Raw genomic sequence first — 26,537 nt, forward strand, 5'->3', positions numbered from 1 at the left:
CCCGTCAGCGGTTCTCGGCCGCGTCGTCCTCGGCCCACTTCGCGCTGTTGGCACGAAGGGTCTCGAGCGCGTGCTCGGCCTCCTCGTGGGTGGCGAACGGGCCCACGCGGTCGACGACCGAGGAGATGTAGCCCTTCTCGACCTCGCCGGTCTTCATGTTGTACCAGTACTGGGTCGACGGGTCTTCGCTCATGATGCTCCTTCGGGTGTCTCTACTCGTAGCTGTGCTCGGGGCCAGGATAGCGGCGCTCGGCGACGTCGCCGCGGAAGCGGGTGACCGCATCCGTCAGCACACCCCGCAGATCGGCGTACTGCTTGACGAACTTCGGTACGCGGCCGGTGGTGAACCCCGCGAAGTCGGTCCACACCAGCAGCTGCCCGTCGACGTGGGGGCCTGCGCCGACTCCGATGGTCGGGATGCGCAGGGCCTCGGTGACCTTCTGGGCGGCGGCGGCGGGCACCATCTCGAGCACGACCGAGAAGGCGCCGGCGGCCTCGACCGCGAGCGCGTCGGCGATGAGGGCGGCCTCGGCGTCGCCGCGCCCCTGGATGATGTGACCGCCGAGGCCGTGCTCGCTCTGGGGAGTGAATCCGACGTGCCCCATCACCGGGATGCCGGCGTCGACGATCCGGCGGATCTTGTCGGCGCTGCGCACGCCTCCCTCGAGCTTCACGGCGTGCACCTGCGCCTCCTTCATGAAGCGCACGGCGGTGTGCAGAGCCTCTTCGGCGCTGTTCTCGTAGGAGCCGAACGGCATGTCGCCCACGACGAATGCACGGCTCACGGCACCCGCCACCCCGCGCGCCAGCGGTATCAGCTCGTCGACCGTGACGGGCACGGTGGTGTCGTAGCCGAGCACGTTGTTGCCGGCCGAGTCGCCGACCAGCAGGAAATCGATGCCGGCCTCGTCGAAGATGCGGGCCGAGAGCATGTCGTAGCTCGTCAGACCGGTGATGGCGATGCCGTTCTCCTTGGCGTTCTGAAAGTGACGGGTTCTCACGCGCTTGCGCGGGGCCTCGTCCGACGCCGGTGTCTGCTCTGGCATGTCGCCAGTCTAGTTCGGTGGGCGAGGCGGCCGGATGCGTCGGGCTGGATGCGTTAGGTTGGTTCGCACGTGACCCGAACGCGTTGATCCGATTCGTTCCCGATCGAGAGGGAGACGTGCGCCGTCGAACCTTCGCCCCGCTCCTGGTGGCCGCCTTCGCGGTCGCCGTGTCCAGCTCCGTGGTGGTGCCCGCCGTCTCCGGCGGTTCCGCGGCGGTCGCGGCGACGAGTTCGGAGCGCAGCTGCGAGGAGTCGTTCCCGCAGAGCACGGTGTGCGGCGTGCTCACCGTGCCGGAGACGCGATCCGATCCAGGGTCCCGTGGCATCGGGCTCGACTTCGCCGTGATCCCCGCCTCCTCCGGCGCGGCGACCGGGACACCGGTGGCGGTTCTGGCCCGCGATCTCGGCGAGGCCTCGACCGCCCTGGCCCTCGCCGCCGACGACGGGATCGGCGGCTCCCGTGACGTGATCGTGCTGGCGGAACGCGGCGGTCCGGGGTCGAGCGACCCGTTCGAGTGCCCCGCCGCCGCCTCGGCCTACTTCGACACCGTCACCGACGACGTCTCGCCGGCTGCCGAGGCCACCGAGGTGTCGCTCGCCATGCAGGAGTGCGAGGCGGCGTTCTCCGAGGACGGCGGCAATCCGTCGTCGTACACCCGGGCCGACGTGGTGGGTGACCTTGTCGACCTGCGCACAGTACTGCAGATCCCGAGCTGGACCCTCTACGGCGAGGGCTGGTCGGGCAAGGCGATGCAACTGGCCGCCACCCGCGACGCCGGAGGCGTCGACGCTCTGGTGCTCGACCGCTTCAGCCCCGTCGATCGCGACGTGAAGGGCGACGCCTACCTCGCGCTCTCCGACACGCTCGCGGCGCTCTCCGCGCGCTCCGGCGGCGAGTACCCCGATCTCAACGCCGACCTGGCCGAGGCTGCAGCGGCGTTCAGCGACGAACCCGTGCACGGCCTCGTCACCAATCCGGTGAGCGGCCGCCAACGGTACTTCTCGCTCACGGGCTCCGACGTGGTCACCATCGTGCAGGCCGCCCTCGCCGACCCGGCGACCGCCGCCGTCGTGCCCGAGCTGCTGCAGCGACTGGTGGCGGGGGAGACCGGCGCCATCGAGCCGTTCCTCGCCCAGGCGCTGCAGTTCCTCGACGAGAGCGACCTGCCCCTCACCTGGCTGCAGAGCTGCCGCACCGAGCAGCCGTTCTGGTCGGTCGATCCCACCGTTCCGGCCGAGGAGGGAGCGGAGGACTCCGAGCCCACCCCGCTGCCCGTTCTCACCTACCTCACCACCAACGATCAGGTGTGCGGGGCGATCGGGCTCCCCGCGGCCTCGGCCGACGACCGAACGGTGTCGGGGGTGTCTCAGCCCACCCTGCTCATCACGGGTTCGAGCGACCCGATCGTCTCGCGGGGCGCGACCGACTCGGGCAGCTCGGCGTTCGCCACCCACCAGGTGCTCTCCCTGGCCGGCAACGGAGCGGCCGGTGCGACGTCCGATCCCTGCGCGCTCTCGCAACTCGCAGTCTGGCTCGCGTCGCCGGGCGCCACGATCCAGTCGGAGTGCACCGACCAGCTCGACCGCTACCCGGTGCTGCCCGCCTCCGCGGTGCACGCGAACCCGCGCTTCGGGTCGGTCACCGCGGCGGTCGACGACCGCAACTGGTTCGAGCTCACCGTGCCGCTCATCTTCGGCGGGTTCACCGCGCTCTGGCTCCTCGGCTGGGTGGTGGCGGTGATCGTGCAGGCTGTGCGCCGCGAGCGGTTCGGGCTCACTCTGGCGAGCGGTATCGCCCCGGTGACGGGAGCGCTCTTCCTGGGCTCGCTCTGGGTGCTGGTGTCGACTGCCCAGGTCGTCTACCCGGCGATCACGATGATCGGCCTGCCCTCGCTGGCGCCGTGGATCGGGCTGGCACTGCTCGGAGTGGGCTTCTTCGGCATCATCCCGGTGTGGCGCCTCGGGGGTCGCGCGACCTCGGCACTGGCCGCGGCGGCCACGCTGGTGTGGCTCGCGGCGATCGTCTGGTTCGTGTGGGTGGCAGTGCTCTGACTCCGAGCGTTCCCGCCTGACTCGGTGCGGCCCGTCAGACCCCGGTGGGCCGGTAGGTGATCGGCAGCCGGCGGTCGCGCCCGAACGCGGTGCGCGAGATCTTGGGTCCGATCGCGCTCTGCCGGCGCTTCCACTCCGCCCGGTCGACGAGCTTCGTGATGCGCACCACCTCAGCCTCCTCGAAACCGAGGTCGACGATCTCGGTCGCGGAGAGGCCGCCGTTGACGTAGGCCTCGAGAATGGCGTCGAGCACGTCGTACTCGGGCAGGGAGTCCTGGTCGGTCTGGTCGGGGCGCAGCTCGGCCGACGGCGGCTTCGAGATGGAGTTCTCGGGGATGGGCGGGGTCTCGCCCCGCACGGCCGCGTGCTCGTTGCGCCAGCGCGCGAGCTCCCAGACGAGCATCTTCGGCACGTCTTTCAGCGGACCGAAGCCGCCGACCGCATCCCCGTAGATGGTCGAGTACCCGACGGCCAGCTCGCTCTTGTTGCCCGTGGTGAGCACCAGGTGACCCTCCTGGTTCGACAGCCCCATGAGGATGACGCCGCGAGCCCGGGCCTGGAGGTTCTCGGCCGCGACGTCGGTGAGGCCGAGCTGGGTCTCGAACGGGATGACGAGGTCGGCGATCGGCTCGACCCGGTAGTGCAGCCCGATGCGCTCGGCGAGGTCGTCGGCATCGGAGCGGGAGTGACCCGAGGAGTAGCGCGACGGCATCGACACGCCGAACACGTGGTCGGCGCCGATGGCGTCGGCCGCGATGGCCGCGCAGACCGCCGAGTCGATGCCGCCGGAGAGCCCGAGCACCACCGAGGGGAAACCGTTCTTCTGCACGTAGTCGCGGAGCGCGAGCACCAGTGCGCCCCAGATCTGCTCCCGGTCGTCGGGCAGCTCGGCGATCCGGGCGTCGAGCGGAGGCTTCGGGGCGGATGCTGCGACGGAATCGAGTTCCACTCGCGCCACATCGGAGGGCAGCTCGGCTTCGGTGGCCGGCTCGGGGTCGAGGTCGACGAGCAACAGGTCTTCGACGAACTGGGGCGAGCGCGCGAGCACGGCGCCGTCGCGGTCGACGACGACGCTGTCGCCGTCGAAGACGAGGTCGTCCTGTCCGCCGACGAGGTTGACGTAGGCCACGATCGTGTCGGTCTCGATGGCGCGACGGGTGACCAGCGGAAGGCGCACCTCGTCTTTGTCGCGCTCGTACGGGGAGCCGTTGATGACCACCAAGAGCCCGGCGTCGGCGTGCAGCACGCGGCCCACCGGCCCGCCGTCACGCCAGAGGTCTTCGCAGATGATGAGCGCGACGTCGACGCCGTTGAGGCGGAGCACGAGCAGTTCGTCGCCCGGGATGAAGATGCGGTACTCGTCGAACACCGAGTAGTTGGGCAGGTGGTGCTTGGCGTAGCGCGCCACGACACGTCCGCCCTGCAGCACGCTCGCCGCGTTCTGCGCGATGGCGGTGGGCGCGTTGCTCGTGCCGAGCAGCCGCGGTTCGAACGGGCCGTCGGGGTGGCCGACGATCACCGGCACCTCGCCGAGACCGGCCTCGGCGAGTTCCTGGGCGAGCCGTTCCACCCTGGCGTGGGCCGCCGCGAGAAAGCTCGGGCGCTGCGCGAGGTCTTCGATCGGGTAGCCAGAGACCACCATCTCGCCGAACGCGACCAGGTCTGCACCGGCGGCGACCGCATCCTGAACCAGCCGCACCACCGAGCGCGAGTTGCCCTCCAGATCGCCGAGAACGGGGTTGGTCTGGGCCAGCGCTAAGCGAAGTCTCGGCATAGCCACTAGCCTAATAGTGGGCATGAGACTGTGCCGGAGAGAGGGTCTGTTCCGCCGATGGATAAGCAGCGCGACTTCGTTCTTCGTACGATCGAAGAGCGGGGCATCAAGTTCGTTCGGCTCTGGTTCACCGACGTGGTGGGCACCCTCAAGTCGGTGGCCATCGCCCCTGCCGAGGTGGAGGGCGCGTTCGCCGAGGGTCTCGGTTTCGACGGCTCGGCCATCGAGGGCCTCACCCGCTCGTTCGAGGCCGACGTGCTCGCGCATCCCGACCCCACCACCTTCCAGATCCTGCCCTGGCGCGGCGAGATCGACCCCACGGCACGCATGTTCTGCGACATCACCACGCCCGACGGGCAGCCCGCCGTGGCCGACCCGCGCAACGTGCTGAAGCGCACCCTGGCGAAGGCGGCCGACCGCGGCTTCACCTTCTACACGCACCCCGAGATCGAGTTCTACCTGCTCAAGTCGTCGCAGTACGGTCCCGACGGCCCCGAGCCCGTCGACTCGGCGGGCTACTTCGACAACGTGCCCGGCGGCACCGCCCACGACTTCCGCCGCCGCTCGGTGCGCATGCTCGAAGACCTCGGCATCTCGGTGGAGTTCAGTCACCACGAGGCCGGCCCCGGCCAGAACGAGATCGACCTGCGCTACGCCGACGCGCTCACCACGGCCGACAACATCATGACCTTCCGCACGGTCATCAAAGAGGTCGCCATCGAGCAGGGCGTCTACGCCACCTTCATGCCGAAGCCGCTCTCGGGCCACCCGGGATCGGGCATGCACACCCACCTCTCCCTCTTCGAGGGCGACTCGAACGCGTTCTACGAGGCCGGTGCCGAGTACCAGCTGTCGAAGATCGGCCGCAACTTCATCGCGGGCCTGCTGCGCCACGCCCCCGAGATCACCGCGGTGACGAACCAGTTCGTCAACTCCTACAAGCGCCTGTGGGGCGGCGACGAGGCCCCGAGCTTCGTGTGCTGGGGCCACAACAACCGTTCCGCGCTCGTGCGTGTGCCGCTCTACAAGCCCAACAAGGGTCAGTCCTCGCGCATCGAATACCGCGCCATCGACTCCGCCGCCAACCCCTACCTGGCCTACTCGCTGCTGCTCGCGGCCGGCCTCAAGGGCATCGAGGGCGACTACGAGCTGCCGCCCGAGGCGGAGGACAACGTCTGGAGCCTCACCGACGCCGAGCGTCGCGCGCTCGGCTACGACCCGCTGCCCGCCTCGCTCGACCGCGCCATCAGCCTCATGGAGGAGTCGGAGCTCGTCGCGGAGACCCTCGGTGAGCAGGTGTTCAACTACGTGCTGCTCAACAAGCGTCAAGACTGGAAGGCCTACCGCGCGCAGGTCACGCCCTACGAGCTGAAGTCCAACCTCGAGATCCTCTGACCCCGGTCTCCGGGGCGACCTCCGCCATGCCACGCACCGCCACCCTCACCGATCTCGCTCGTGCCGGGTTCTCCCGGCTGAGCTGGGCGGGCGAACAGCTGCGCGCCCTCGCCGAGTCGACGGGCGTGGCCCAGGATGCGCTGATCGCCGCGTTCCAGGGGGCCGCCGACCCCGACCTCGCGCTGGAGGGCGTGCTGCGGCTGCAGCAGCGCTCCGAGGCGGTGGCGGCCGAGGTGCTGGCCCACGAGGTTCTCGGGCCACGGGTGGTGCGGCTGTTCGGCGCGTCGGAGGGGTTCATCGACTTCTTCACCCGGCATCCCGCTCGGGTGCGCGAGATCGGCTCGGAGGAGCGGTTGCGGCTGCCCGACGCGGTGACGGCGGCGCGTGAGCTGCTCGCGGCCGTCGAGGCTCACAACGGTTTCGCGGGGGTGCTGGGAGAGAACGCCTGGACGGCCCTGCGCATCCGGTACCGAGTGCTGCTCGCGGGGGTGACGGCGTTCGACCTGGAGCAGTCCGACCCGGTGACCGGCATCGACGCGGTCGCGCGCAGTCTCGCCGACCTCGCCGCGGGTGCGCTCGAGGCCGCGCTGGCGGTGGCCCGGTCGGAGGTGTCGACAAAGGGGCACGGCCTCTGGCAGTTCCCCGCCGAACAGGTGCGGGCCACGCGGCTGGCGATCATCGGCATGGGCAAAGCGGGCGCGGGCGAGCTCAACTACGTCAGCGACGTCGATGTCATCTTCGTGGCGGAGCCCGCCGTCGATGACGACGGTTCGCCGCTCATCCCGTCGAGCACCGCCATCGAGATCGGCACCCGCCTGGCCATGGTGACGATGCGCGGCATCGGCGAGGCCGGGCTGGAGCCGGCGCTCTGGGAGGTCGACCCGAACCTCCGCCCCGAGGGCAAGGCGGGGGCGCTGGTGCGTTCACTCGAGTCGCACGCCGCCTATTACGACCGCTGGGCGAAGAACTGGGAGTTCCAGGCGCTGCTCAAGGCGCGGCCGCTGGCCGGTGACCTCGAACTCGGCGACGAGTACACGCGTCTGGTGGCGCCGAAGGTGTGGTCGAGCGCGTCGCGCGAGAACTTCGTCGAATCGGTGCAGCGGATGCGCGAGCGCGTCACCGAGAACATCGCGCCGGGCGACGTCGACTATCAGTTGAAGCTCGGTCCGGGGGGCCTGCGCGACATCGAGTTCACCGTGCAGCTGCTGCAGCTCGTGCACGGGGCCACCGACGACGGGGTGCGGCAGCGGTCGACCCTGGCGGCCCTGGCCGCACTCGCCGAGGCGGGCTACATCGGCCGGGTGGAGGCGGTCGAGTTCGCGCGCGACTACCGCATCCTGAGACTGCTCGAGCACCGGCTGCAGCTGCGACGGCTCCGGCGAACGCACATGATGCCACGTGACGAGGCCGAGCAGCGCGTGCTGGCGCGGGGGAGCGGGCTCGCCGCGAGCGCCTCGGAGCTCGTGGCGCGATGGAACGGCATCAAGGTGCGGGTGCGCACGCTGCACGAGCGGTTGTTCTACCGCCCCCTGCTGGCCGCCGTGGCCGCCCTCTCGCCCGACGACCTCGCGCTCACCAGCGCCCAGGCGGAGGCGCGGCTCGCCGCCATCGGCTTCCTCAACCCGGCGGGCGCACTCGCCCACATCGCCGCGATGACGGCCGGGGTGTCGCGGCGGGCGGCGATCCAGCGCACCCTCCTGCCGGTCATGCTGCAGTGGTTCGCGAACGGGGCCGACCCCGACTATGGACTGCTCGCCTTCCGGCGTCTCTCCGATTCGCTGGGGGAGACCTACTGGTTCCTGCGCATGCTGCGCGACTCCTCGGGCGCCGCCGCGCGGCTCACCCAGGTGCTCTCCGGCTCGAGATTCGTCGGCGAGCTGCTGGAGCGTATCCCGGAGGCCGCGGCCTGGCTCGAGAACGACGCCGAGCTGCGCCCGCGCCCGTTCGCGGTGCTCGACGACGAGATGCGCGCCACGGTGGCGCGGCACGAATCGCCGGATGCCGCGGCGATGGCCCTGCGCACCGCGCGGCGGCGCGAGGTGCTGCGCATGGCGATCGCGTCGATCCTCGGCATGGTGACCGTGGAGGAGCTCGGGGTGGCGCTCACCGACATCACCGCGGTACACCTGCAGGGCACCCTCGCGGTCATCAGGCAGTCGGCGGCGCCGTCGTCGGGTGACGGGATCGAGTTCGCCATCATCGGCATGGGGCGCAACGGTGGAGGCGAGCTCGGCTTCGGCTCCGACGCCGACGTGCTCTACGTCTACCGTGCCGTGCGCGTCGACGCTCAGACGGCCCAGTCGGTGGCCCAGTTCATCGTGAACGAGCTCAACCGGCTCACCGAGGACCACCGCCTGCCGCTCGACCTCGACATCGACCTGCGGCCCGAGGGCAAGAACGGACCGCCCGTGCGGTCGCTCGACTCGTACGCGGCCTACTACGAGCGGTGGTCGCTCACCTGGGAGGCGCAGGCGCTGCTGCGGGCCAACGGCGTCGCGGGCGACCGGGCGCTCATCGAGGACTTCCACGCCCTGGCCGACACCGTGCGCTACCCGCCGTCGCTGTCGGAGACCGAGGCGCGCGAGGTGAAGCGCATCAAGGCGAGGGTGGAGAAGGAGCGGCTGCCCCAGGCCGCCGACCCGGCGCGGCACCTCAAGCTCGGGCGCGGATCGCTGAGCGACGTGGAGTGGTACGTGCAGCTGCTGCAGCTGCAGCACGCGGCCGCGCTGCCGGCGCTGCGCACCACCTCCACTCTCGAGGCGCTGGCGGCCGAGGAGGCGGCCGGGCTCATCGCGCATCCGGATGCCCAGAAGCTGCGCGACGCGTGGTTGTTCGCCTCACGGGCGCGCTCGGCGATGACCCTCTGGAGCAACAAGACCTCGGATGTGCTGCCGGCCGACCGGCGTCAGCTGGAGGGGGTTGCGCGATTGCTCGAATACCCACCGGGTTCGGCGACGCGGCTCGAGGAGGACTATCTCGGGGTCACTCGGCGGGCGCGCGCCGTGTTCGAGAGGCTGTTCTACGGGCAGTGACTCGCTGTTACCCAGCTGTGATGAGGTGCTCAGCCTCTCGTGCGGCACGGCGGGATAGCATCGTGGTGACGGTCGGGGAGACTGTCGGGAGACGAGCTGCGTCGCTGTGGGTTCGCCCGCGATCGAGGCACCGATGAGAGCGGAGCGGGGTGAGATGACGAAGCGGATGCGCGCGGGGGCCCTGACGGGAGCGCTGACGGCCGGTGCGGTCGCGTCTGTCGTGCTGCTCGGTGCCGCTGGTCCTGCTGCTGCTGCTGCTGTGGTCAGCGCCGGTGATGCGGCCGTCGTGGTCGGCTCGAGCACGGCGACGCCTGGTCCCTCCCCCTCGCCGACCCCGAATCCTTCTGTTTCCGCGACGCCTGAAGCGCCTCAGGGTCTCGAGACCGCAGTGTCGCTCAGCGCGCCCGGCGAGGTGGCGTACGGCGCGTCGATCGCGGTCAGCGCGCGTGTCGTGGCGGCCGTCGAAGACGCAGACTCGTCCGCCGATCCCGCAGACCCTGTAGCAACGGTCGCTCCGGTCGCCCCCGTGTCGGGCACCGTACAGTTCAGCGACAGCGGCGGGCGCGCTCTCGGCGATCCCGTCATTGTGGTCGACGGGCAGGCGGTGCTCGACCCCGCGGCGCTGCGCACCTCGGGTGGAGGCCTGCCGACTGCGCCGGGCGTGACCGTGCGCGCCGAGTTCCTTCCCGCCGACGAGTCGGAGTTCGCGCCGTCGTCGGCCGAGACCACCGTCGCGATCCGTCAGGGGTCGACCTCGACCGCGGTGGAGTTCACCTCCGACCGGTCGCTCCAGGCGGGCAGGTCGATCTCGGCCACCGCGATCGTCACCCGCTCGGCGGGATCCTCTGGGCTGGACGGCATGGCCGACGCCACCGGAACGGTCGAGTTCTACTACGACGGTGCGCTCGTCTCCACCGCGACGGTCTTCAGCGTCCCCGGCGATGCACGGGCCTACGCGCTCAGCGACATCACGCTCGGAGGAGCGGGGGATCGCTCGCTCGTGGCCGTCTACTCGGGCGACGCGGTGTTCGCCGCTTCCACGAGCGGCACGGCCATCGTGTCGGTATCTCCCGCGACCGATTCCGCGGGAGGAGCGATTGCGCCGCCGGTGGCGCCGCAGCCCGCTCCCATAGCGGCTCCGGCACCCGCGTCGACCGGGGCGGCATCCGGGTCGGGGGCCGACGGTGGTTCCGGCGCGGGGGAGTCCGGCGGTCCGGTCACCGTCGACGCCGACTCGGTCTCGGAGCAGACCTTCATCGCCCCCGGTTTCTGGCTCGTCTTCATGGCCATCTTCGCCGGCATGCTCCTCGTCGCCTCCAGCGCCGCCCTCGTCGTCACCCAGCTCCGCCTGCGCCGCACCCGCTGAGCGTGCCTCCGCCCAGCCATCCAAGCGGGATGATCGGCCGCCGCGGCCAGCTCCGGTCGTCCTCCTCAGAGTGCCAGATTCCTCACGATCTCGGGCTGCCGCCCCATCCAGAAGGCTTCGATGGTCTTCCGGGGCAAGGGGAGCGAGGGGTCGTCCTCGACATCCTCGAGGTAACCGAGTCCGCGGACGACATTCGCGATGAGGCCGGCGGGAGCTATCGGCTGGTACTTCTCGACAAGCAGTGTGAGGCCCTCTTCGAGAGAGATGTGGTCGTCGAGGATCATGAGGTCGAAGTAGTCGCGGAGCGCTCCGCGATCCTGAATGACCTTGAGCTTCGTGGCGAGCACGTCACCCAGGCTCGCCAGTCGGACACCTCCGAACTGCGTGGTCGGCTCGAGGAGGCGCTGGGATGATGCGTCGAGAAACTGCACTTTGGTGTCTTCGAAGACTCCATTGAGTGTGCCCACGTCGGCGAGTGTCGGCGCGAAAGCTCCGACGGAACTCAATGCCTCGTTCAAGGACCGCACGTCGAACGGGGCCTCGGTGAAGAAATCGAGATCGCGGCTCACGCGATGCCGGAGGTGCGCGGTGAGTGCGGTACCGCCGGACAGGTATGCGACTTCGGGTACCACCGGAGCAAGCCCGCGCCATGCGGCTAACGTGCCTTCGGGGAGGACGTGCGCCAGTGAGCTCAGGTCGTCAGTCACGATGCATCCAGTTCGCGACGAGCGCTCTGGTGCGAGGATTCACGCCTCGACGCGACATCGCCTTGTCGATATCCGTGAGTGAGATGTTGTCGAGTGCCCATCGCCACGCGCGGATGTCTGGTGATTCGAGCAAACGCCCCGCCATGTAGCTTCCGTCGGTCTCGGGCGAGAGCTCTTTGACGTCGGCGTTCCAGAACAGATGGTGGAGCGAACGAGGCAGTGTCGTGGTCTCGGTGCGGGTGTTCTGTGCGCGAGGCAGCCGCGTGCGGCGGACCGCCGAGCGGAGCGGCTCCGGCCAGGAGTGTGTCGCCGCCGTCCAGCGCGATTCCTTCTTGGCCCGACCGCGCGCGAATTCGGAAGAGACCCGAGAGATCAACCGACGATCACGAAGAGTGTGGAGCGTCTTGGATGCCGTGGTCGGGCTCAATCCTGCCTGGGTGGCGACGCTTCGCGCGCTCGGCAATCCGAGAGGAGCCCGGCTGAGCGCGGCGAGCACGCGGAGCTCCGACCCCGGGGCGACTTGTGTCGGTGTGGAGCCGCGCTCAGCAAGGAGCCGATCGAGAACACCCTCCGGCACACGGCGAGCATGACCGCGGCCCGTGCGCGCCACTCCCTCTGCATCGAGTGCGCGATGGACCGCAGGAAGGCTCAATCCGAGCTCCTTGGCGAGTTGCGGCGCAGTCGTGTCCATAACGTTATTCTAATCCGCGAGGACCGTGAATGCGCGTGTCTGCTGACGTCCGCTACTGCGTGACCACACACGCGGAAGGGCCGCACCCCCGTGGGGATGCGGCCCTTCGTGCGTGCGCAGAGCGCGGTGCGATCAGACCCCGTAGTAGAGCTCGTACTCGAAGGGGTGCGGGCGCTGTGCGATCGGCTTGATCTCGTTCTCGCGCTTGTAGTTGATCCAGGTCTCGATCAGGTCGGGGGTGAACACGTTGCCCTTGGTGAGGAACTCGTGGTCGGCCTCGAGCGCGTCGAGCGCCTCGCCGAGCGACGCCGGCACCTGGGGGATGTTCTTGGCCTCCTCGGGCGGCAGCTCGTAGAGGTCCTTGTCGACCGGCTCGTGAGGCTCGATGCGGTTCTGGATGCCGTCGAGGCCCGCCATGAGCTGCGCCGCGAAGGCGAGGTACGGGTTGCCCGAGGCATCCGGAGCGCGGAACTCGATGCGCTTGGCCTTGGGGTTGGTGCCCGTGATCGGGATGCGGATGGACGCCGAGCGGTTACCCGCCGAGTAGACCAGGTTGACCGGAGCCTCGAAGCCGGGGACCAGACGGTGGTACGAGTTCACGGTGGGGTTGGTGAAGGCGAGCACCGCGGGGGCGTGCTTCAGCAGACCGCCGATGTACCAGCGCGCGATGTCGGAGAGGCCGCCGTAGCCCGCCTCGTCGTAGAACAGGGGCGAGCCCTCGTTCCACAGCGACTGGTGGGTGTGCATGCCCGATCCGTTGTCGCCGAAGAGCGGCTTCGGCATGAAGGTGGCCGTCTTGCCCCACAGGTTGGCGGTGTTCTTGACGATGTACTTGAACTTCAGGATGTCGTCGGCCGCGTGCACCATGGTGTCGAAGCGGTAGTTGATCTCGCCCTGGCCGGCGGTGCCCACCTCGTGGTGAGCGCGCTCGAGGATGAGGCCGGCGTCGATGAGCTTCAGCGAGATGTCGTCGCGGAGGTCTGCGTGCTGGTCGACGGGGGAGACGGGGAAGTAGCCGCCCTTGTAGGGGGTCTTGTTGGCGAGGTTGCCGCCCTCTTCGACACGGCCGGTGTTCCAGGCGGCCTCGGACGAGTCGACGGAGTAGAACGAGCTGTTCTGCTTCACTTCGTAGCGCACGTCGTCGAAGATGTAGAACTCGGCCTCGGGGGCGAAGAACGCGGTGTCGGCGATGCCGGTGGAGGCGAGGTACTTCTCGGCCTTCTTGGCCACCTGACGCGGGTCGCGCGAGTAGATCTCGCCGTTGCGCGGGTTGTAGATGTCGAAGACGACGATCAGGGTGCGCTCGGCGCGGAAGGGGTCGATGTAAGCCGTGGAGACATCGGGGATGAGCTGCATGTCCGACTCGTGGATCGACGCGAAGCCGCGGATCGACGAACCGTCGAACAACTGGCCCACGGCGAAGAAGTCCTCATCGACGGTGGAGGCGGGAATGTTGAAGTGCTGCTGGACACCGGGGAGGTCGGTGAACCGGATGTCGAGGAACTTGACGTCCGTGTCCTTGATGAACTTGAGCACCTCGGAAGAATCACTGAACATGTGAGAGATCTCCAATGGCTTGGAACTGAGAAGACTGCGTGGTGCAGCCACTCGTCATGCTATTGGCAGGCCATTACTCGGCGGTGTCGCAATTGTTTCCGGCATGTTACAGAAGGGTCGTGCCGTAGGCTTGTGAGGTGACGAAGAGCGCCGACGGATCCTCGCCGAATCGCGGCGCCGCCCCCAGCGAATGGCCGGGGGAGCGACTGGGTCTCCGGCGCGAAGGGCACGGCTCGGTCGCCCGGCCCGGCCGCCGCATCGCCGCTCTCCTCATCGACTTCGCGTTCTGCTACGTGATCTACTTCGCGTTCTTCTTCCAGAACCCCTGGGCGTCGAGCATCATCTTCTTCGTCGAGCAGGTGGTGCTCATGGTGACACTGGGCGGAGGCCTCGGTCACCTGCTGCTCGGGATGCGCGTGGTGCGCATCAACGGCGGGTACGCCGGGTGGTGGCGCCCCATCGTGCGCACCGTGCTGCTCATGCTGGTGGTGCCCGCCGTCATCTGGGACTCGGACCAGCGCGGGCTGCACGACGTGTTCTCGGGCACCGTGCTGGTGCGTCGCTGAGCTGCGCCCATGTGACGCCGGCGCGACGGGTCAGGGCCGCGCCGCGGATCAGCGGCCGCGCTGCGGGCGCACGCGCAGAGGGTCGATGCCCTTCGGGATCGGCAGCGGCGAGTTCGACAGCGAGGTGAGGCGGTTGCTCACGGCGAGCACCTCGGGCTTGGTGAGGCTCGGCTTGATGCGCGCGAGCTTGGCGGCGACGCGGTGCAGCGGCACGGAGTCGTCGTCGGCGCCGACCGAGAGGAACGTGACCGGAACGTTGGGCAGGATGCGCAGCACCTTGCGGCGCTCGTCTTCGAGCATCTTCGTGGTGCGCGACTTCGGGCCCTCGCCGATGAGAACGACACCTCCGCGGCCGACCGCACGGTAGACGGCGTCCTGGGTGCGGCCATTGACGGCGACGGGCATCTCGCTGCCGGTCCAGCTGCGGCGCAGTGAGCTCTTGAGCACCGCGCCCACGGCGCCGGGCTGTCCTTCGATCTGCTTGTACGCGGCGCGCTCGGCACGGCGGCCGAGGATGATGAGGGCGGCGAGCAGGCCCGCCAGCACGCCGGCGAGGATCCACATGACCAGACCGAACACGTTCTCGCGCGAGAAGATCAGCGCGAACGTGACACCGGCAGCGACGGGGAGCACGAAGCCGAGCGCCATCAGCCAGACCGCGCGGGAGTCGTAGCGGCGGGTCATCTTGAAGACCTGCCACATCTGCTTGATGCGGCCCGGTTCTTTCGGGGCCTTGGGGGTGCGGTCGGTCGAGCGTGCCATGCCTACCAGGATACTTCGTCGCGTCGACCGTCTCGCGCCACTTCTCCTGCACAATCACGTGGCGGGAGCTGGTTGTCCACGGCCTAGGAACTCGTAGCCCGAAGCCGAGACGACAGAGTGCAGGATCGGGCCATGCGGATGCGCGGAACGACGATCATCGACGGTGTGCGGCTGGTGGAGCTGCTGAGTGTGGGGCCCACGGCCAACGTGTTCGTGGGTGTCAGCACGAGATCCGGTGCCTGGGGCGCGGCCGGCGCACGGGTCGTGGTCAAGCTGCGGGCGCGGGGCGACAACCGGGCGCACTCGGAGCCGGTTGCGGGGGAGGCGCGGGAGTCCCGAGCGCTGGAGGCGCATCCGATCGGCGCGATGCCCCGGCTGTGGGCGAAGGGCTTCGCGCGGGGGCAGGATTATCTGGTCATGTCGGAGTGCCCTGGCATGGTCGTTCCGCTCGCGGGCGGGCGTGCGGCCGATCGCCTGCGACAGGTCGTCGGGGAGCTGCACGCCGCAGGCTGGGCGCACGGCGGATTGGGCGAGAGCGGTGTGCTGATCGACGACGATGGTTCCGTGTCGCTGATCGGGTTCTCCAGGGCTCGGTGCCGCGGCGACCCGGGTTTCGCGCGGGCGTCGCTCCGCGACCTGCACTACCTGGCCGGTCTCCCGCACGGAGACGCCGCGTCGAGAGGTGAGGTCGCGACCGTGTCGATCGGGGAAGCCGAAGCCTCGCGTTCGGGTGAAGGCGATGCCGCGGTGGCAGGAGCGCGCGGCATCTCGGTGGCCTCCGCCGAATGGAAGGGAGACGCGGGGGACGAGTGGGCCGAGTTCGAACAACGTGAGGTGAGGGAGGCGGTCGTGGTGGCGCCCAGAATCGGCGAGGCGATCGATCCGGCGCTTGAGGCCGTGCGCGTGGTGGGCGAGTGGGCGCGGGATGCCCTCGGGCGGCGCCGGAGGCGGTGGTTCACCCCGCCTCGGCGCAAGCGAATCGTCGTCGCGGCGGTCGTGGTTGTGCTGGTGGTCGTCGTGGCGAGCGTGATCCTGCCGTAGGCCGAAGGGTCGGGCTCGCTTCTTTCGCCGTGCCGGGCTGCGGGAACGGGCTCGAACGCAGAAGTGCCCCGCACCGTGGGGTGCGGGGCACTTCTGAGGGATGGGATTAGATGCCGAGGTCGCCCTCGAAGTCACCGTCCTCGAGGCGGTTCTTGATCGCGGTGAGGAAGCGCGCTGCGTCCGCTCCGTCGACGATGCGGTGGTCGTAGCTGAGAGCCAGGTACACCATCGAGCGCACGGCAATGGCGTCTGCGCCGTCGACCGTCACCACGGCGGGCTTCTTCACGACCGCGCCGGTACCGAGGATGGCGACCTGCGGCAGGAACACCAGCGGCGTGTCGAACAGCGCACCACGCGAACCGGTGTTGGTGAGCGTGAAGGTGCCGCCGGCCAGCTCGTCGGGCTTGAGCTTGTTGTCGCGCGTGCGGGCGGCGAGGTCGGCGATCTGCGCGGCGAAGCCGGCGATGTCGAGCTCGCCCGCGTTCTTCACCACGGGGGTGAGCAGGCCGCGCTCCGTGTCGACCGCGATGCTGATGCTCTCGTGGTCGGGGTAGACGATCGAGTCGCCGTCGACCGTCGCGTTGATGACCGGGTAGGCCTTCAGCGCCTCGGCCGCCGCGATGGCGAAGAACGGCATGAACGAGAGCTTGTTGCCCGTCTTCTCGACGAAGACGCCTTTCACCTTGTCGCGCAGCTGCGCGACCTTGGTGACGTCGACCTCGACGACCGTGGTGAGCTGTGCGGAAGCCTGCATCGAGGCCACGGCCCGCTCGGCCACGACCTTGCGCAGACGCGACATGGGCTGGGTGGTTCCACGCAGCGGCGAGACCTCGAGCGGTGCGCGCTTCGCGGCCACCGGAGCAGCGGCCGCAGCGGGCTTCTCGGCGGCGGCGATCACGTCTTCCTTGCGGATGCGTCCGCCCACACCCGTACCGACGACCGACGCGAGGTCGACACCGCGGTCGTGCGCGAGCTTGCGCACCAGAGGGGTGACGTACCCCGCGTTAGCACCGGCCGGAGCAGTGGGAGCCGTTGAGGCAGCCGGGGCAGCAGCCGCAGACGGGGCCGGGGCCGCAGGTGCCGGGGCGGCGGGTGCGGGAGCCGGAGCGGCAGGCGCGGGAGCCGGAGCTTCACGAGCCGGTGCCGGCGCTGCGGCGACGGGCTCCGGAGCCGCCACGGGCTCAGGGGCTGGGGTGGGCTCAGGGGCCGGGGCAGGCTCAGGGGCTGCGGCGGGCTCAGGAGCTGCGGCCGGCTCGGGAGCTGCGGCCGGCTCGGGCTCGGGCTCAGCGGCCGGCGCAGCAGCAGCAGCAGACCCGTCGCCGATGGTCACCAGCGCGGTGCCCACCTCGACGGTCTCGTCCTCCTGCACCAGGATCGCCTCGATGACGCCCGCGACGGGCGAGGGGATCTCGGTGTCGACCTTGTCGGTCGATACCTCGAGAAGGGGCTCGTCGACCTCGACACGATCGCCGACGTTCTTGAGCCACCGGGTGACCGTGCCCTCCGTGACACTCTCACCGAGTGCGGGGAGGTTGACGGATTCGCTCATGACTTTTGTCTCCTTATGGAACCGTTCGTTTACAAGCCTAGTGGCCGGTGGTGTCGTGCGCTCGGCGGCCGCCGCCGTGCCCGCGATCAGATCGCGTGCAGCGGCTTGCCCGCGAGGGCGAGGTGGGCCTCGCCGAGCGCTTCGTTCTGGGTGGGGTGGGCGTGGATGAGCGACGCCACGTCTTCGGGGTAGGCCTCCCAGTTCACGATCAGCTGGGCCTCGCCGATGAGCTCACCGACGCGGGCGCCGATCATGTGCACGCCCACGACCGGGCCGTCGGCGACGCGCACGACCTTCACCGAGCCGCTCGTGCCGATGATGTGGCTCTTGCCGTTGCCGGCGAGGTTGTAGTCGTACGACGAGATCTTGTCGGCGCCGTACTTCTCGGCGGCCTTCGCCTCGGTGAGGCCGACGGAGGCGACCTCGGGGTCGGAGTAGGTGACCTTCGGGATGTTCACGTCCTCGACGACCTGCGGGTTCAGTCCCGCGATCTCCTCGGCCACGAAGATGCCCTGCTGGAACCCGCGGTGCGCCAGCTGCAGACCGGGGACGATGTCGCCGACGGCGTAGACGCCGGGCACGCTGGTCTCGAGGCGGTCGTTGGTGATGACGAAACCGCGGTCGATGGTGACGCCGGCCTCCTCGAAGCCGAGGCCCTGCGTGGCCGGTCCGCGGCCGACGGCGACGAGCAGCAGCTCGCCGTCGAAGGTCTTGCCGTCTTCGAGCGTGACCACCACGCCGTGCTCGTTCTGCGTGACGCCCGAGAAGCGCACACCGAGGTTGAAGGCGATGCCGCGCTTGCGGAAGGCGCGCTCGAACTGCTTCGAGATCGCCTCGTCTTCGTTCGGCACGAGATGCGGGAGCGCCTCGACGATGGTGACGTCGGCGCCGAACGACTTCCAGACGCTCGCGAACTCGACGCCGATGACGCCGCCGCCCAGGATGACGACCTTGTTGGGCACGAAGTCGAGGCTCAGAGCCTGCTCCGAGGTGATGACCCGGCCGCCGATCTCGAGGCCGGGCAGCGTGCGGGAGTAGGAACCGGTGGCGAGGATGACCTTCGACCCGCGGATGACGTCGTCGCCGACCTGCACCGTGGTGGGGGAGGTGAGACGACCCTCGCCGGGGATCGTGGTGATGCCGCGCGCCTTCACGAGGCCCTCGAGGCCCTTGTACTTCGACGAGACGATGCCCTCGCGGTAGGCGGTGACCGCGGCGATGTCGATGCCGCCGAAGCTGGTGTTCACACCGTACTTCGCCGACTCGCGCGAGACGTCGGCCACCTCGGCCGAGTGCAGGAGCGCCTTGGTGGGGATGCAGCCCCGGTGCAGACAGGTGCCGCCGACCTTGTCTTTCTCGATCATGGCGACGCTGAATCCCAGCTGGCTGGCGCGCAACGCGGCTGCGTAGCCGCCACTGCCGCCGCCGAGAACCACAATGTCAAAATTCTGTTCCGACACCAAGCAACTCCCTCGTGCGTATCGGCGAGATTTTTTCGCCCATACGACCTTACTACGCCCGTGTATACATCTCGGCAAATCGCAGCAGAGTGCGCACCATCGCGCCCGTGCCGCCCTTCGGCGTGTAGCCGTAGGCGGACTCCTTGTTGTATGCGGGGCCGGCCACGTCCAGGTGCACCCACGGCACCGGCGTGCCGTCGGGCCGGTCGCCGACGAACTCGCGCAGGAACACGCCGGCCACGAGCATCCCGCCCGCGGTGTTGCCCGGTTTCACGTTCGCGATATCGGCCACGTCGGAGTCGAGCAGCGCCCGCATCTCGTGGGGCAGCGGCATGGGCCAGAGCGGTTCGCCGGCGTCGCGGGCGGCCTCGCGCATCCGGTCGACCTGGTCGTCGTCGCCCATCGCAGCGGTGTACCGCGTGCCGAGCGCCACCACGGCGGCACCCGTGAGGGTCGCCACATCGACGACGACGTCGGGGTTCTCGGCGCACGCGGCCACCAGGCCGTCGGCGAGCACCAGCCGCCCCTCGGCGTCGGTGTTGAGCACCTCGATGGTGCGTCCGCCGTGGGCGGTGAGCACGTCGCCCGGCCGGATGGCGTCGCCGGACGGCATGTTCTCGGCGAGGCACAGCCACGAGGTGATCCGAACCGGCAGTGCGAGCCGGGCGGCCGCGACCACGGTGGCGAGCACGGTGGCGGCTCCCGCCATGTCGTCCTTCATCCCCACCATCGACAGTGGCGGCTTGAGCGAGAGGCCACCGGAATCGAAGGTGATGCCCTTGCCCACGAGGGCGAGGTGGGATGCGGCACCCTCCGGCCGATACGAGAGCTTCACCAGCCGGGGTGGCCTGGACGACCCTCGACCCACGCCGAGGATGCCGCCGAAGCCGTCTTGCTCGAGCTTCTCCGCGTCCCACACCTCGACCGCGAGGGGGAGTCCCTGCGCCAGCGCGACGGCCTGGTCGGCGAGCGCCTCGGGGGAGAGGTCGAGCGCCGGCAGGTTCACGAGGTCGCGTACGCTCTCCACCGCGGTCACGGCCTCGACCGCACGGTCGAAGACCGCGCGGGCCGTCTCGCCGTCCACCCGACCGGACACCACGGCCACCCGCCGTCCGGCACCGGACTCGTCGGTGGCCGAGCCGGCCCCGCGTCTCTTCGTGTACCGGTACGAACCGAGCCCCGCGCCCTCGACGATCTCGGTCAGCTCGCCGCCCGAGGCGGCGTCCAGGTCGACGACGATCGGCGCCTCCCCTCCGATGCGGCGCATCGCGGCGGCGGTGGCGATGCGGAGCGATCCGTCGGCCGCGCCGGACGAGCGCTCACCGAGGCCCACGACGGCGATCCCGCCGAAGCCCGACTCGCCGCCGGGCAGCCGCACGACCTCCTCGCCGAGGCCGCGGAACCCCACCGCATCGAGGTCGGCGGCGAGGGCCACGGTGTCGAGGCGAGCAGCGGTCGAGCGGATGCGCCACGCACCATCCGCCCGCGCCGCGGCCACCAGGAGCACCGCCTCCGCATCCGGTTCCCACGGGTCGGCGAGCAGGCTGAGTGATGCGGAGGTCATCGCAGAAGCCTACCCAGGCGGTGTTCGCTCTCGGCATGGCCGGCGCTCGGCGCGACCGCCGCGGGCCCGGTTTAGAGTGGAGGACATGGACGACCCGAGCGAGCTGTACACCGTCGTGGCCGAGCCGGGCTCGGTTCCCGCGGGGCTGCCGCTCGTGGCCGCGCTCAACGGCTTCACCGACGCGGGCGGAGCCGTGGCGCAGTTGGGCGACCACCTGCTCGACTCCCTGGAGTCCGAGGTCGTGGTGGAGTTCGACACCGACGTGCTCCTCGACTACCGCGCGCGCCGTCCCATCATCACCTTCGACGGCGACCACATCAGCGAGTACGAACCGCAGTCGCTGACCGTGAACCTCGTGACCGACGAGATCGGCCAGCAGTTCCTCTTTCTGAACGGCTTCGAACCCGACTTCCAGTGGGAGCGCTTCGTCGCAGCCGTGATCGAGGTCATCGACCTGTTCCAGGTGTCCACCACCACCTGGGTGCACGCCATCCCGATGCCCGTGCCGCACACCCGGCCGGTGCGGGTGACCGTGAGCGGCAACCGCAGCGAGCTCATCGAGGCGCTGTCGGTGTGGCGGCCCACCACGCAGGCGCCGGCGAACGCGCTGCACCTGCTGGAGTACCGCCTCCACGCGCTCGATCACCCCGTGGCCGGATTCGTGCTGCTGGTGCCGCACTACCTGGCCGACACCGAGTACCCGGCGACGGTGCTCGTGGCGGTGGAGTCGATCAGTGCGGCGACCGGACTCATCTTCCCCACCGACCGGGTGCGTGAGGAGAACCGCGAGTTCGCGGCGAAGATCGACGAGCAGGTGTCGACCAACACCGAGCTCGCCCGTCTGGTGCACACGCTCGAAGAGCGACACGACAGCTACATGGAGGGCACCTCGCTGCGCTCGCCCCTCACCGACGTCGACGGTGAGCTGCCCTCGGCCGACGAGATCGGCGCCGAGCTCGAGCGTTTCCTCGCCGGACAACCCGCCGACGACCAGGAGTAGCGCCGAGCCGCCGAGGGGCGGGTAGATTCGGTGCAGTGAACTCGCGACGCGCCTGGCTGATCTTCGGGGTCGGCGTGTTCGCTTATATGGGTGCGGTGCTGCAGCGCTCCACTCTCGGCGTCGCGGGGGTCGACGCCGCCGAGCGCTTCCCGACCGGAGCATCCGTGCTCTCCGCGCTCGGCGTCGTGCAGCTCATCGTGTACGCCGCCCTCCAGGTGCCGATCGGCATCCTCATCGACAGGATCGGTCCGCGCCTGCTCATCGCCGGAGGGTCGGCGGTCATGGTGGCCGGTCAGCTCACGCTCGCGTTCGCGGGCGACATCGGCGTGGCCATCGTGGGCCGGATGCTCGTGGGGGCCGGTGACGCCGCGGTGTTCATCTCGCTCATCCGCCTGATCAACTCATGGTTCGACTCCCGCACGGTGCCGGTTCTGTCGCAGTGGACCGGCAACATTGGCGCGATCGGGCAACTGCTCTCGGCTCTTCCCTTCGCCTGGGTGCTGCACAACGCCGGCTGGTCGACCGCGTTCTCGGCCGCTGCGGCGTTCTCGTTCGCCGCCTTCGTGCTCTGCGTGGCGGTGCTGGCCGACCGCCCTCGCGATGCGGCGGAGCCGCCCCGGGCCGCTTCGTTCCGGGAGGCGCTCGGTGGCCTGGCGCAGACCGCGCGGCGGCCGGGAACCCAGCTCGGGTTCTGGTCGCACTACACGACGCAGTCCTCGGGCACGGTGTTCGCCTTGTTCTGGGGCTTCCCGTTCATGGTCTACGCGCTCGGCATCGAGCCGGGCGCCGCCTCGCTTCTGCTCGTGGTGATCGTCGCCACGGGTCTCGTGGCCGGTCCACTGCTCGGCCTGCTCACCGCGCGGTTCCCGATGCGACGGTCGAACGTCGTGCTCGCCATCACCGCGCTCCTCGCCGTGGTGTGGGCCGCGGTTCTGCTGTGGCCCGGGGTGCCGCCGATCTGGCTTCTGGTCGTGCTGCTCGTGGCGCTCGGGATCGGGGGTCCGGGTTCGCTGATCGGTTTCGACTTCGCCCGCTCCTTCAACCCCATCCGCTCGCTCGGCTCGGCCAACGGCATCGTCAACGTGGGCGGGTTCACGGCGAGCTTCGTGACCATGTTCCTCATCGGCGTGGTGCTCGACGTGCTCTCCGACACCGGTGTCAGCATGACCCTCTACGCGCTTGACTCGTTCCGCTGGGCGTTCGCCGTGCAGTACCTCGTGATCGGCTTCGGGGTGGTGATGCTCCTGCGCGCGAGACGGCGCACGCGGCGCAAGATGGAGGAGGACGAGGGAATATCGGTGGGGCCCATCTGGGTTGCACTCCTCAGAGCGTGGAGGCGGCCGGGCGCGGGCGGCAGGAAGGCCTCGGATTCCATGCAATAATTGATGTTCAAGACCCGTTCCTGTGCGTGGTTCTGCGGTCGCTTCGGCGGCTTCGGCAGATCAGCACTTGACATGGGTCTTAGTACTGTCCGAAAACATCCCCGTGGGCGGATTTCTTGCCCGGGACGACCGCGATCGTCTCGCCCTCTGCGGGGTATGAAAGGTGAACTCATGGCCACCACCAAGACCGCAGACACCCTCGATCAGGCGACGGCGCCCGACGAGGCCACGGCGGCCCCGGCCAAGCGCCCCGCCGCCAAGCGCGCGGGCACCGCTGCCGCCAAGGCCGCTCCCAAGAAGGCCGCCCCGAAGAAGGCGAAGGCTGCTGCCGACGTCGAGGGCGACGAGGAAGAGCTCGACGGCGACGACGTGGAGCTCGACGACGACAGCACCGACGACGCCGGCGACGACGACTCGGGTGACACCGAGGCCGCCGCCGACGACGCGTCGGGTGCCGACGGCGACGACGAGTCGTCGAAGACCCCCGCGGCCGCCGAGGAGGCACTGCCCTCAGGCGCGCTCGTGCTCTCCCTCGTCGACGACGAGGACGAGGTGCCGGTCTACTCCACCGCGATCACCGGCGCGACCGCCGACCCGGTGAAGGACTACCTCAAGCAGATCGGCAAGGTCGCGCTCCTCAACGCGGCCGAGGAGGTCGAGCTCGCGATGCGCATCGAGGCGGGCCTCTTCGCCGAGGACAAGCTCGCCAACTCCGACAACCTCACCCCGCAGCTCAAGCGCGAGCTGCAGTGGGTGGCGAAGGACGGCCAGCGGGCCAAGAGCCACCTCCTGGGCGCCAACCTGCGACTCGTCGTGTCGCTCGCGAAGCGGTACACCGGTCGCGGCATGCAGTTCCTCGACCTCATCCAGGAGGGGAACCTCGGTCTCATCCGTGCGGTCGAGAAGTTCGACTACACCAAGGGCTTCAAGTTCTCCACCTACGCCACGTGGTGGATCCGTCAGGCCATCACCCGCGCGATGGCCGACCAGGCCCGCACCATCCGCATCCCCGTGCACATGGTGGAGGTCATCAACAAGCTCGCTCGTGTGCAGCGTCAGATGCTGCAAGACCTCGGCCGTGAGCCCACGCCCGAGGAGCTGAGCCGCGAGCTCGACATGACCCCCGAGAAGGTCATCGAGGTGCAGAAGTACGGCCGTGAGCCGATCTCGCTGCACACTCCGCTCGGTGAAGACGGCGACAGCGAGTTCGGCGATCTGATCGAAGACACCGAGGCGGTCGTTCCGGCCGACGCGGTGGGCTTCACCATGCTGCAGAAGCAGCTGGAGTCGCTCCTCGACTCGCTCTCCGAGCGCGAGGCCGGCGTCATCCGGATGCGCTTCGGGCTCGGTGACGGCATGCCCAAGACGCTCGACCAGATCGGCGACACCTTCGGGGTCACCCGAGAGCGCATCCGCCAGATCGAGTCCAAGACGATGGCGAAGCTGCGCCACCCGTCGCGGTCGCAGTCGCTGCGCGACTACCTCGAGTAGGTCGATGAGCATCCGCACCACGGCCGCCGTTCTCGTCGGACGAGCGGTCAGGGTCGCCGCGCGTCTGCGCGGGGGCGGATCGGCGATCCCCGGGGCCGTGGCGCTCCGCATCGACCCGGGCTTCCTCGAGCGCACCATCGCGGCCATCCCCGATGGGGTGGTGGCGGTCTCCGGCTCCAACGGCAAGTCGACGACCACCAACATGCTCGCGGCCATCGTGCGCGCGCACGGTCTCGCGGTGTTCACCAATCCCTCCGGGGGCAACCTGCCTCAGGGCATCGCCTCGGCGCTGCTCTCCGAGGTGTCGACCTCCGGCCGGTTGAAGGCCGACATCGCGGTGCTCGAGATCGACGAGGGGTACGGCACACGGCTTGCCGAGCTCCTCAAGCCGAAGACGGTGCTGCTGCTCAACATCCAGATCGACCAGCTCAACCGCTACCATGAGCCCGATCGGGTCGCCGCGATGCTCGGTCGCGTGGCCGCCGCGTCGACCGACGGTCTGGTGCTCAACCGCGAAGACAACTTCCTGGTCGACCTGGATGCGCAGATCCCCGCGCGGCCAGGGCGTGCGGTGTCGTTCTTCGGCGGGCTGCCCGAGCTCGTGCTGCCGGCCGGTCACGGTGTGGCGTCGGCAGATCGTTTCGGCGAGGCCGCGGCCTCGCCCGGTTCGCGGGAGGCGGCCGTTCAGGTCGTCGCCCTCGACGGGGCGCGCGCGACGCTGGCGATCGCCCCGGTCGATGATCATCGTGACGGTGGAGCGAACCGCGAACCCGTCGAGGTCGTCGTCAAGCTGCCCTCGCGCGGCCTCCACTACGCGCTCGATGCGGCGGGCGCCGCGGCCGCGGCGCGCTCCGTGCTCGGCGAGCGCTTCCGCCCCGAACTGGTCGCTTCGGCGCTCGACGCCCTCGCCACGGTGTACGGGCGTGGCGAGCTGCTCGAGGTCGAGGGCGAGCGCATCGAGATCATCATGATGAAGAACCCGGCGAGTCTGCAGCTCAACCTCGACTCACTGGAGTCGGCGCCCGAGCAGGTCTTCCTCGCGGTCGACGAGGGTACCCCCGACCCTTCCTGGATCTACGACATCGACTTCTCGGCACTCGATCACGTCGACGGCATCACCGGCTCGAAGGCCTGGCAGTTCGCCGTGCGCTTCGGGTACCTCGGCATCCCGGTCGGTTCGGTCGACCTCGACGTGCGCGCCGCCCTCAAAGCGTTCCTCGCTCTCCCGAAGCCGGCCAGCGGACACAAGGTGATGATCCTGAACTACGAGCAGATGATGGACATCCGCAAGATCCTGGGCTTCAAGGAGCTCGAGGGCGGGGGAGCGTCATGAGCGCGGCACTGCGCATCCTGCACCTGTTCCCGACGCTGCTCGGGCTTAACGGTGAGGGCGGCAACGTCGACATCCTGCGACGTCGCGCCGAGGCCAGAGGCCTGGCAGTGGAGGTCGTGGTGCACAACGGCGGCGCGGTCGCGCCCGGCTTCGACGACGCGGATCTCGTGTTCATCGGCAGTGGCCCCGTGTCGGCAGAGATCATCGCGCAGCCGCTCGTGCTCGAGGTGGCGGAGAGGCTGCGTGCCCTGGCGGCCGATGGCCGACCGTTCCTCGCCATCGGAGCCGGGTTCCAGCTGCTCGGCACGACCGTCACGCTCGAATCGGGTGAGGTGCTCGGGGGTGCCGCGGTCTTCCCGGTCACCACGCGCCACGGTGGCACGAGGGTGGTGGGCGACTTCGTGCTCGACTCACCGCGGGTGGGCCCGATCGTGGGGTTCGAGAACCGGGGCTCGTTCGTGGAGGTCGGCCCGCACGGCACGCTCGGCCGCGTGGTCTACGGCCGCGGCAACACGGAGACCCCGGGGTACGAGGGCTTCTGGGAGGACAACCTCCTCGGCACCCACATGCACGGCCCGATCCTGGCCAACAACCCGGTGCTCGCCGACTCGCTGCTCGACCTCGCCCGCCTGCGCCGCGGCCTGGAGTACACGATCGCCGACCCCGACGAGCTCCGCGCCGTCGACGAGCGCGCCCGCCAGGCCCGCGCGACGATCGCCGCGAATCCGCTCTCGGAGTAGTCGGCTCGGGAGGAGCCGTTCGGAGTAGTC

At 69.6% G+C, this 26,537-nt stretch carries 21 protein-coding genes; 11 read left to right on the forward strand and 10 right to left on the reverse strand.

Features of this window, described 5'->3' with window-relative positions; translation table 11 throughout:
- Positions 1–4: 4 nt before the first annotated feature.
- Entirely contained in the window at positions 5–193 is a 189-nt protein-coding gene (locus N1031_RS02075; protein ID WP_259477918.1) for an SPOR domain-containing protein, read from the reverse strand.
- A gap of 19 nt (positions 194–212) precedes the next feature.
- Positions 213–1,046 (reverse strand): 3-methyl-2-oxobutanoate hydroxymethyltransferase, encoded by an 834-nt coding sequence (gene panB, locus N1031_RS02080; RefSeq protein ID WP_259477919.1) that lies wholly within the window; start codon positions 1,044–1,046, stop codon positions 213–215.
- 116 nt (positions 1,047–1,162) lie between these two features.
- On the opposite strand from panB, the gene N1031_RS02085 reads away from it, so the two are divergent.
- On the forward strand, positions 1,163–3,097 hold the full coding sequence (locus N1031_RS02085; protein ID WP_259477920.1) for a hypothetical protein: 1,935 nt from the start codon (positions 1,163–1,165) through the stop codon (positions 3,095–3,097).
- A 34-nt stretch (positions 3,098–3,131) separates the two neighbouring features.
- On the opposite strand, the gene N1031_RS02090 is transcribed toward N1031_RS02085, so the two are convergent.
- Entirely contained in the window at positions 3,132–4,871 is a 1,740-nt protein-coding gene (locus tag N1031_RS02090) for an NAD+ synthase (protein WP_259477921.1), read from the reverse strand.
- A gap of 57 nt (positions 4,872–4,928) precedes the next feature.
- On the opposite strand from N1031_RS02090, the gene N1031_RS02095 reads away from it, so the two are divergent.
- The 3 genes from N1031_RS02095 to N1031_RS02105 all read left to right on the forward strand — a co-directional run bounded on the left by N1031_RS02095 (position 4,929) and on the right by N1031_RS02105 (position 10,664).
- Positions 4,929–6,266, forward strand: a complete 1,338-nt coding sequence (locus tag N1031_RS02095) for a glutamine synthetase family protein (protein ID WP_259477922.1) — start codon at positions 4,929–4,931, stop codon at positions 6,264–6,266.
- A gap of 26 nt (positions 6,267–6,292) precedes the next feature.
- Entirely contained in the window at positions 6,293–9,298 is a 3,006-nt protein-coding gene (locus N1031_RS02100; RefSeq protein ID WP_259477923.1) for a bifunctional [glutamine synthetase] adenylyltransferase/[glutamine synthetase]-adenylyl-L-tyrosine phosphorylase, read from the forward strand.
- Positions 9,299–9,452: 154 nt separating this feature from the next.
- On the forward strand, positions 9,453–10,664 hold the full coding sequence (locus N1031_RS02105; protein ID WP_259477924.1) for an Ig-like domain-containing protein: 1,212 nt from the start codon (positions 9,453–9,455) through the stop codon (positions 10,662–10,664).
- A 65-nt stretch (positions 10,665–10,729) separates the two neighbouring features.
- Here N1031_RS02105 and N1031_RS02110 read toward each other — a convergent pair whose 3' ends face one another.
- The 3 genes from N1031_RS02110 to glnA form a co-directional block, all read right to left on the reverse strand.
- The gene (locus tag N1031_RS02110; protein ID WP_259477925.1) at positions 10,730–11,371 is read right to left on the reverse strand and encodes a nucleotidyl transferase AbiEii/AbiGii toxin family protein; all 642 of its coding nucleotides are present in this window, start codon (positions 11,369–11,371) and stop codon (positions 10,730–10,732) included.
- A complete protein-coding gene (locus N1031_RS02115; protein WP_259477926.1) occupies positions 11,364–12,062 on the reverse strand; it encodes a helix-turn-helix domain-containing protein in 699 nt (232 codons plus the stop codon). Before N1031_RS02115 ends, N1031_RS02110 begins: the two co-directional genes overlap by 8 nt.
- Positions 12,063–12,194: 132 nt before the next feature.
- Complete coding sequence (gene glnA / locus N1031_RS02120; RefSeq protein ID WP_259477927.1) at positions 12,195–13,619, reverse strand: type I glutamate--ammonia ligase; 1,425 nt, start codon at positions 13,617–13,619, stop codon at positions 12,195–12,197.
- Positions 13,620–13,756: 137 nt separating this feature from the next.
- On the opposite strand from glnA, the gene N1031_RS02125 reads away from it, so the two are divergent.
- Positions 13,757–14,185 (forward strand): RDD family protein, encoded by a 429-nt coding sequence (locus N1031_RS02125; protein WP_259477928.1) that lies wholly within the window; start codon positions 13,757–13,759, stop codon positions 14,183–14,185.
- A 48-nt stretch (positions 14,186–14,233) separates the two neighbouring features.
- Here N1031_RS02125 and N1031_RS02130 read toward each other — a convergent pair whose 3' ends face one another.
- Positions 14,234–14,947 carry a DUF4191 domain-containing protein gene (locus N1031_RS02130; RefSeq protein WP_259477929.1) on the reverse strand — a complete coding sequence of 238 codons (714 nt, stop codon included), beginning with the start codon at positions 14,945–14,947 and terminating at the stop codon, positions 14,234–14,236.
- A 132-nt stretch (positions 14,948–15,079) separates the two neighbouring features.
- Between N1031_RS02130 and N1031_RS02135 the strand changes: the two genes are divergently transcribed.
- Positions 15,080–15,988 (forward strand): BUD32 family EKC/KEOPS complex subunit, encoded by a 909-nt coding sequence (locus N1031_RS02135; RefSeq protein WP_259477930.1) that lies wholly within the window; start codon positions 15,080–15,082, stop codon positions 15,986–15,988.
- Between the two features lie 106 nt (positions 15,989–16,094).
- Here N1031_RS02135 and sucB read toward each other — a convergent pair whose 3' ends face one another.
- The 3 genes from sucB to N1031_RS02150 all read right to left on the reverse strand — a co-directional run bounded on the left by sucB (position 16,095) and on the right by N1031_RS02150 (position 20,561).
- Positions 16,095–17,537, reverse strand: a complete 1,443-nt coding sequence (gene sucB / locus N1031_RS02140; RefSeq protein ID WP_259477931.1) for a 2-oxoglutarate dehydrogenase, E2 component, dihydrolipoamide succinyltransferase — start codon at positions 17,535–17,537, stop codon at positions 16,095–16,097.
- An 86-nt stretch (positions 17,538–17,623) separates the two neighbouring features.
- The gene (lpdA, locus tag N1031_RS02145; RefSeq protein WP_259477932.1) at positions 17,624–18,997 is read right to left on the reverse strand and encodes a dihydrolipoyl dehydrogenase; all 1,374 of its coding nucleotides are present in this window, start codon (positions 18,995–18,997) and stop codon (positions 17,624–17,626) included.
- Between the two features lie 52 nt (positions 18,998–19,049).
- Positions 19,050–20,561 carry a leucyl aminopeptidase gene (locus N1031_RS02150; RefSeq protein ID WP_259477933.1) on the reverse strand — a complete coding sequence of 504 codons (1,512 nt, stop codon included), beginning with the start codon at positions 20,559–20,561 and terminating at the stop codon, positions 19,050–19,052.
- 85 nt (positions 20,562–20,646) lie between these two features.
- Here N1031_RS02150 and N1031_RS02155 point away from each other — a divergent pair, with 85 nt between their 5' ends.
- The 5 genes from N1031_RS02155 (at position 20,647) to N1031_RS02175 (ending at position 26,507) form a co-directional block, all read left to right on the forward strand.
- Entirely contained in the window at positions 20,647–21,561 is a 915-nt protein-coding gene (locus N1031_RS02155) for a proteasome assembly chaperone family protein (protein ID WP_259477934.1), read from the forward strand.
- A 35-nt stretch (positions 21,562–21,596) separates the two neighbouring features.
- Positions 21,597–22,943, forward strand: a complete 1,347-nt coding sequence (locus N1031_RS02160) for an MFS transporter (protein ID WP_259477935.1) — start codon at positions 21,597–21,599, stop codon at positions 22,941–22,943.
- A gap of 171 nt (positions 22,944–23,114) precedes the next feature.
- Positions 23,115–24,434: an RNA polymerase sigma factor gene (locus N1031_RS02165; RefSeq protein WP_259477936.1), complete on the forward strand. Its 1,320-nt coding sequence runs from the start codon at positions 23,115–23,117 to the stop codon at positions 24,432–24,434.
- A 4-nt stretch (positions 24,435–24,438) separates the two neighbouring features.
- A complete protein-coding gene (locus tag N1031_RS02170; RefSeq protein ID WP_259477937.1) occupies positions 24,439–25,767 on the forward strand; it encodes a MurT ligase domain-containing protein in 1,329 nt (442 codons plus the stop codon).
- The gene (locus N1031_RS02175; protein WP_259477938.1) at positions 25,764–26,507 is read left to right on the forward strand and encodes a type 1 glutamine amidotransferase; all 744 of its coding nucleotides are present in this window, start codon (positions 25,764–25,766) and stop codon (positions 26,505–26,507) included. The genes N1031_RS02170 and N1031_RS02175 overlap by 4 nt, the downstream gene beginning before the upstream one ends.
- The last annotated feature ends 30 nt before the right edge of the window (positions 26,508–26,537 follow it).

It is taken from the genome of Herbiconiux moechotypicola, from assembly GCF_024979255.1.
GTDB classification, from domain to species: Bacteria; Actinomycetota; Actinomycetes; order Actinomycetales; family Microbacteriaceae; genus Herbiconiux; species Herbiconiux moechotypicola.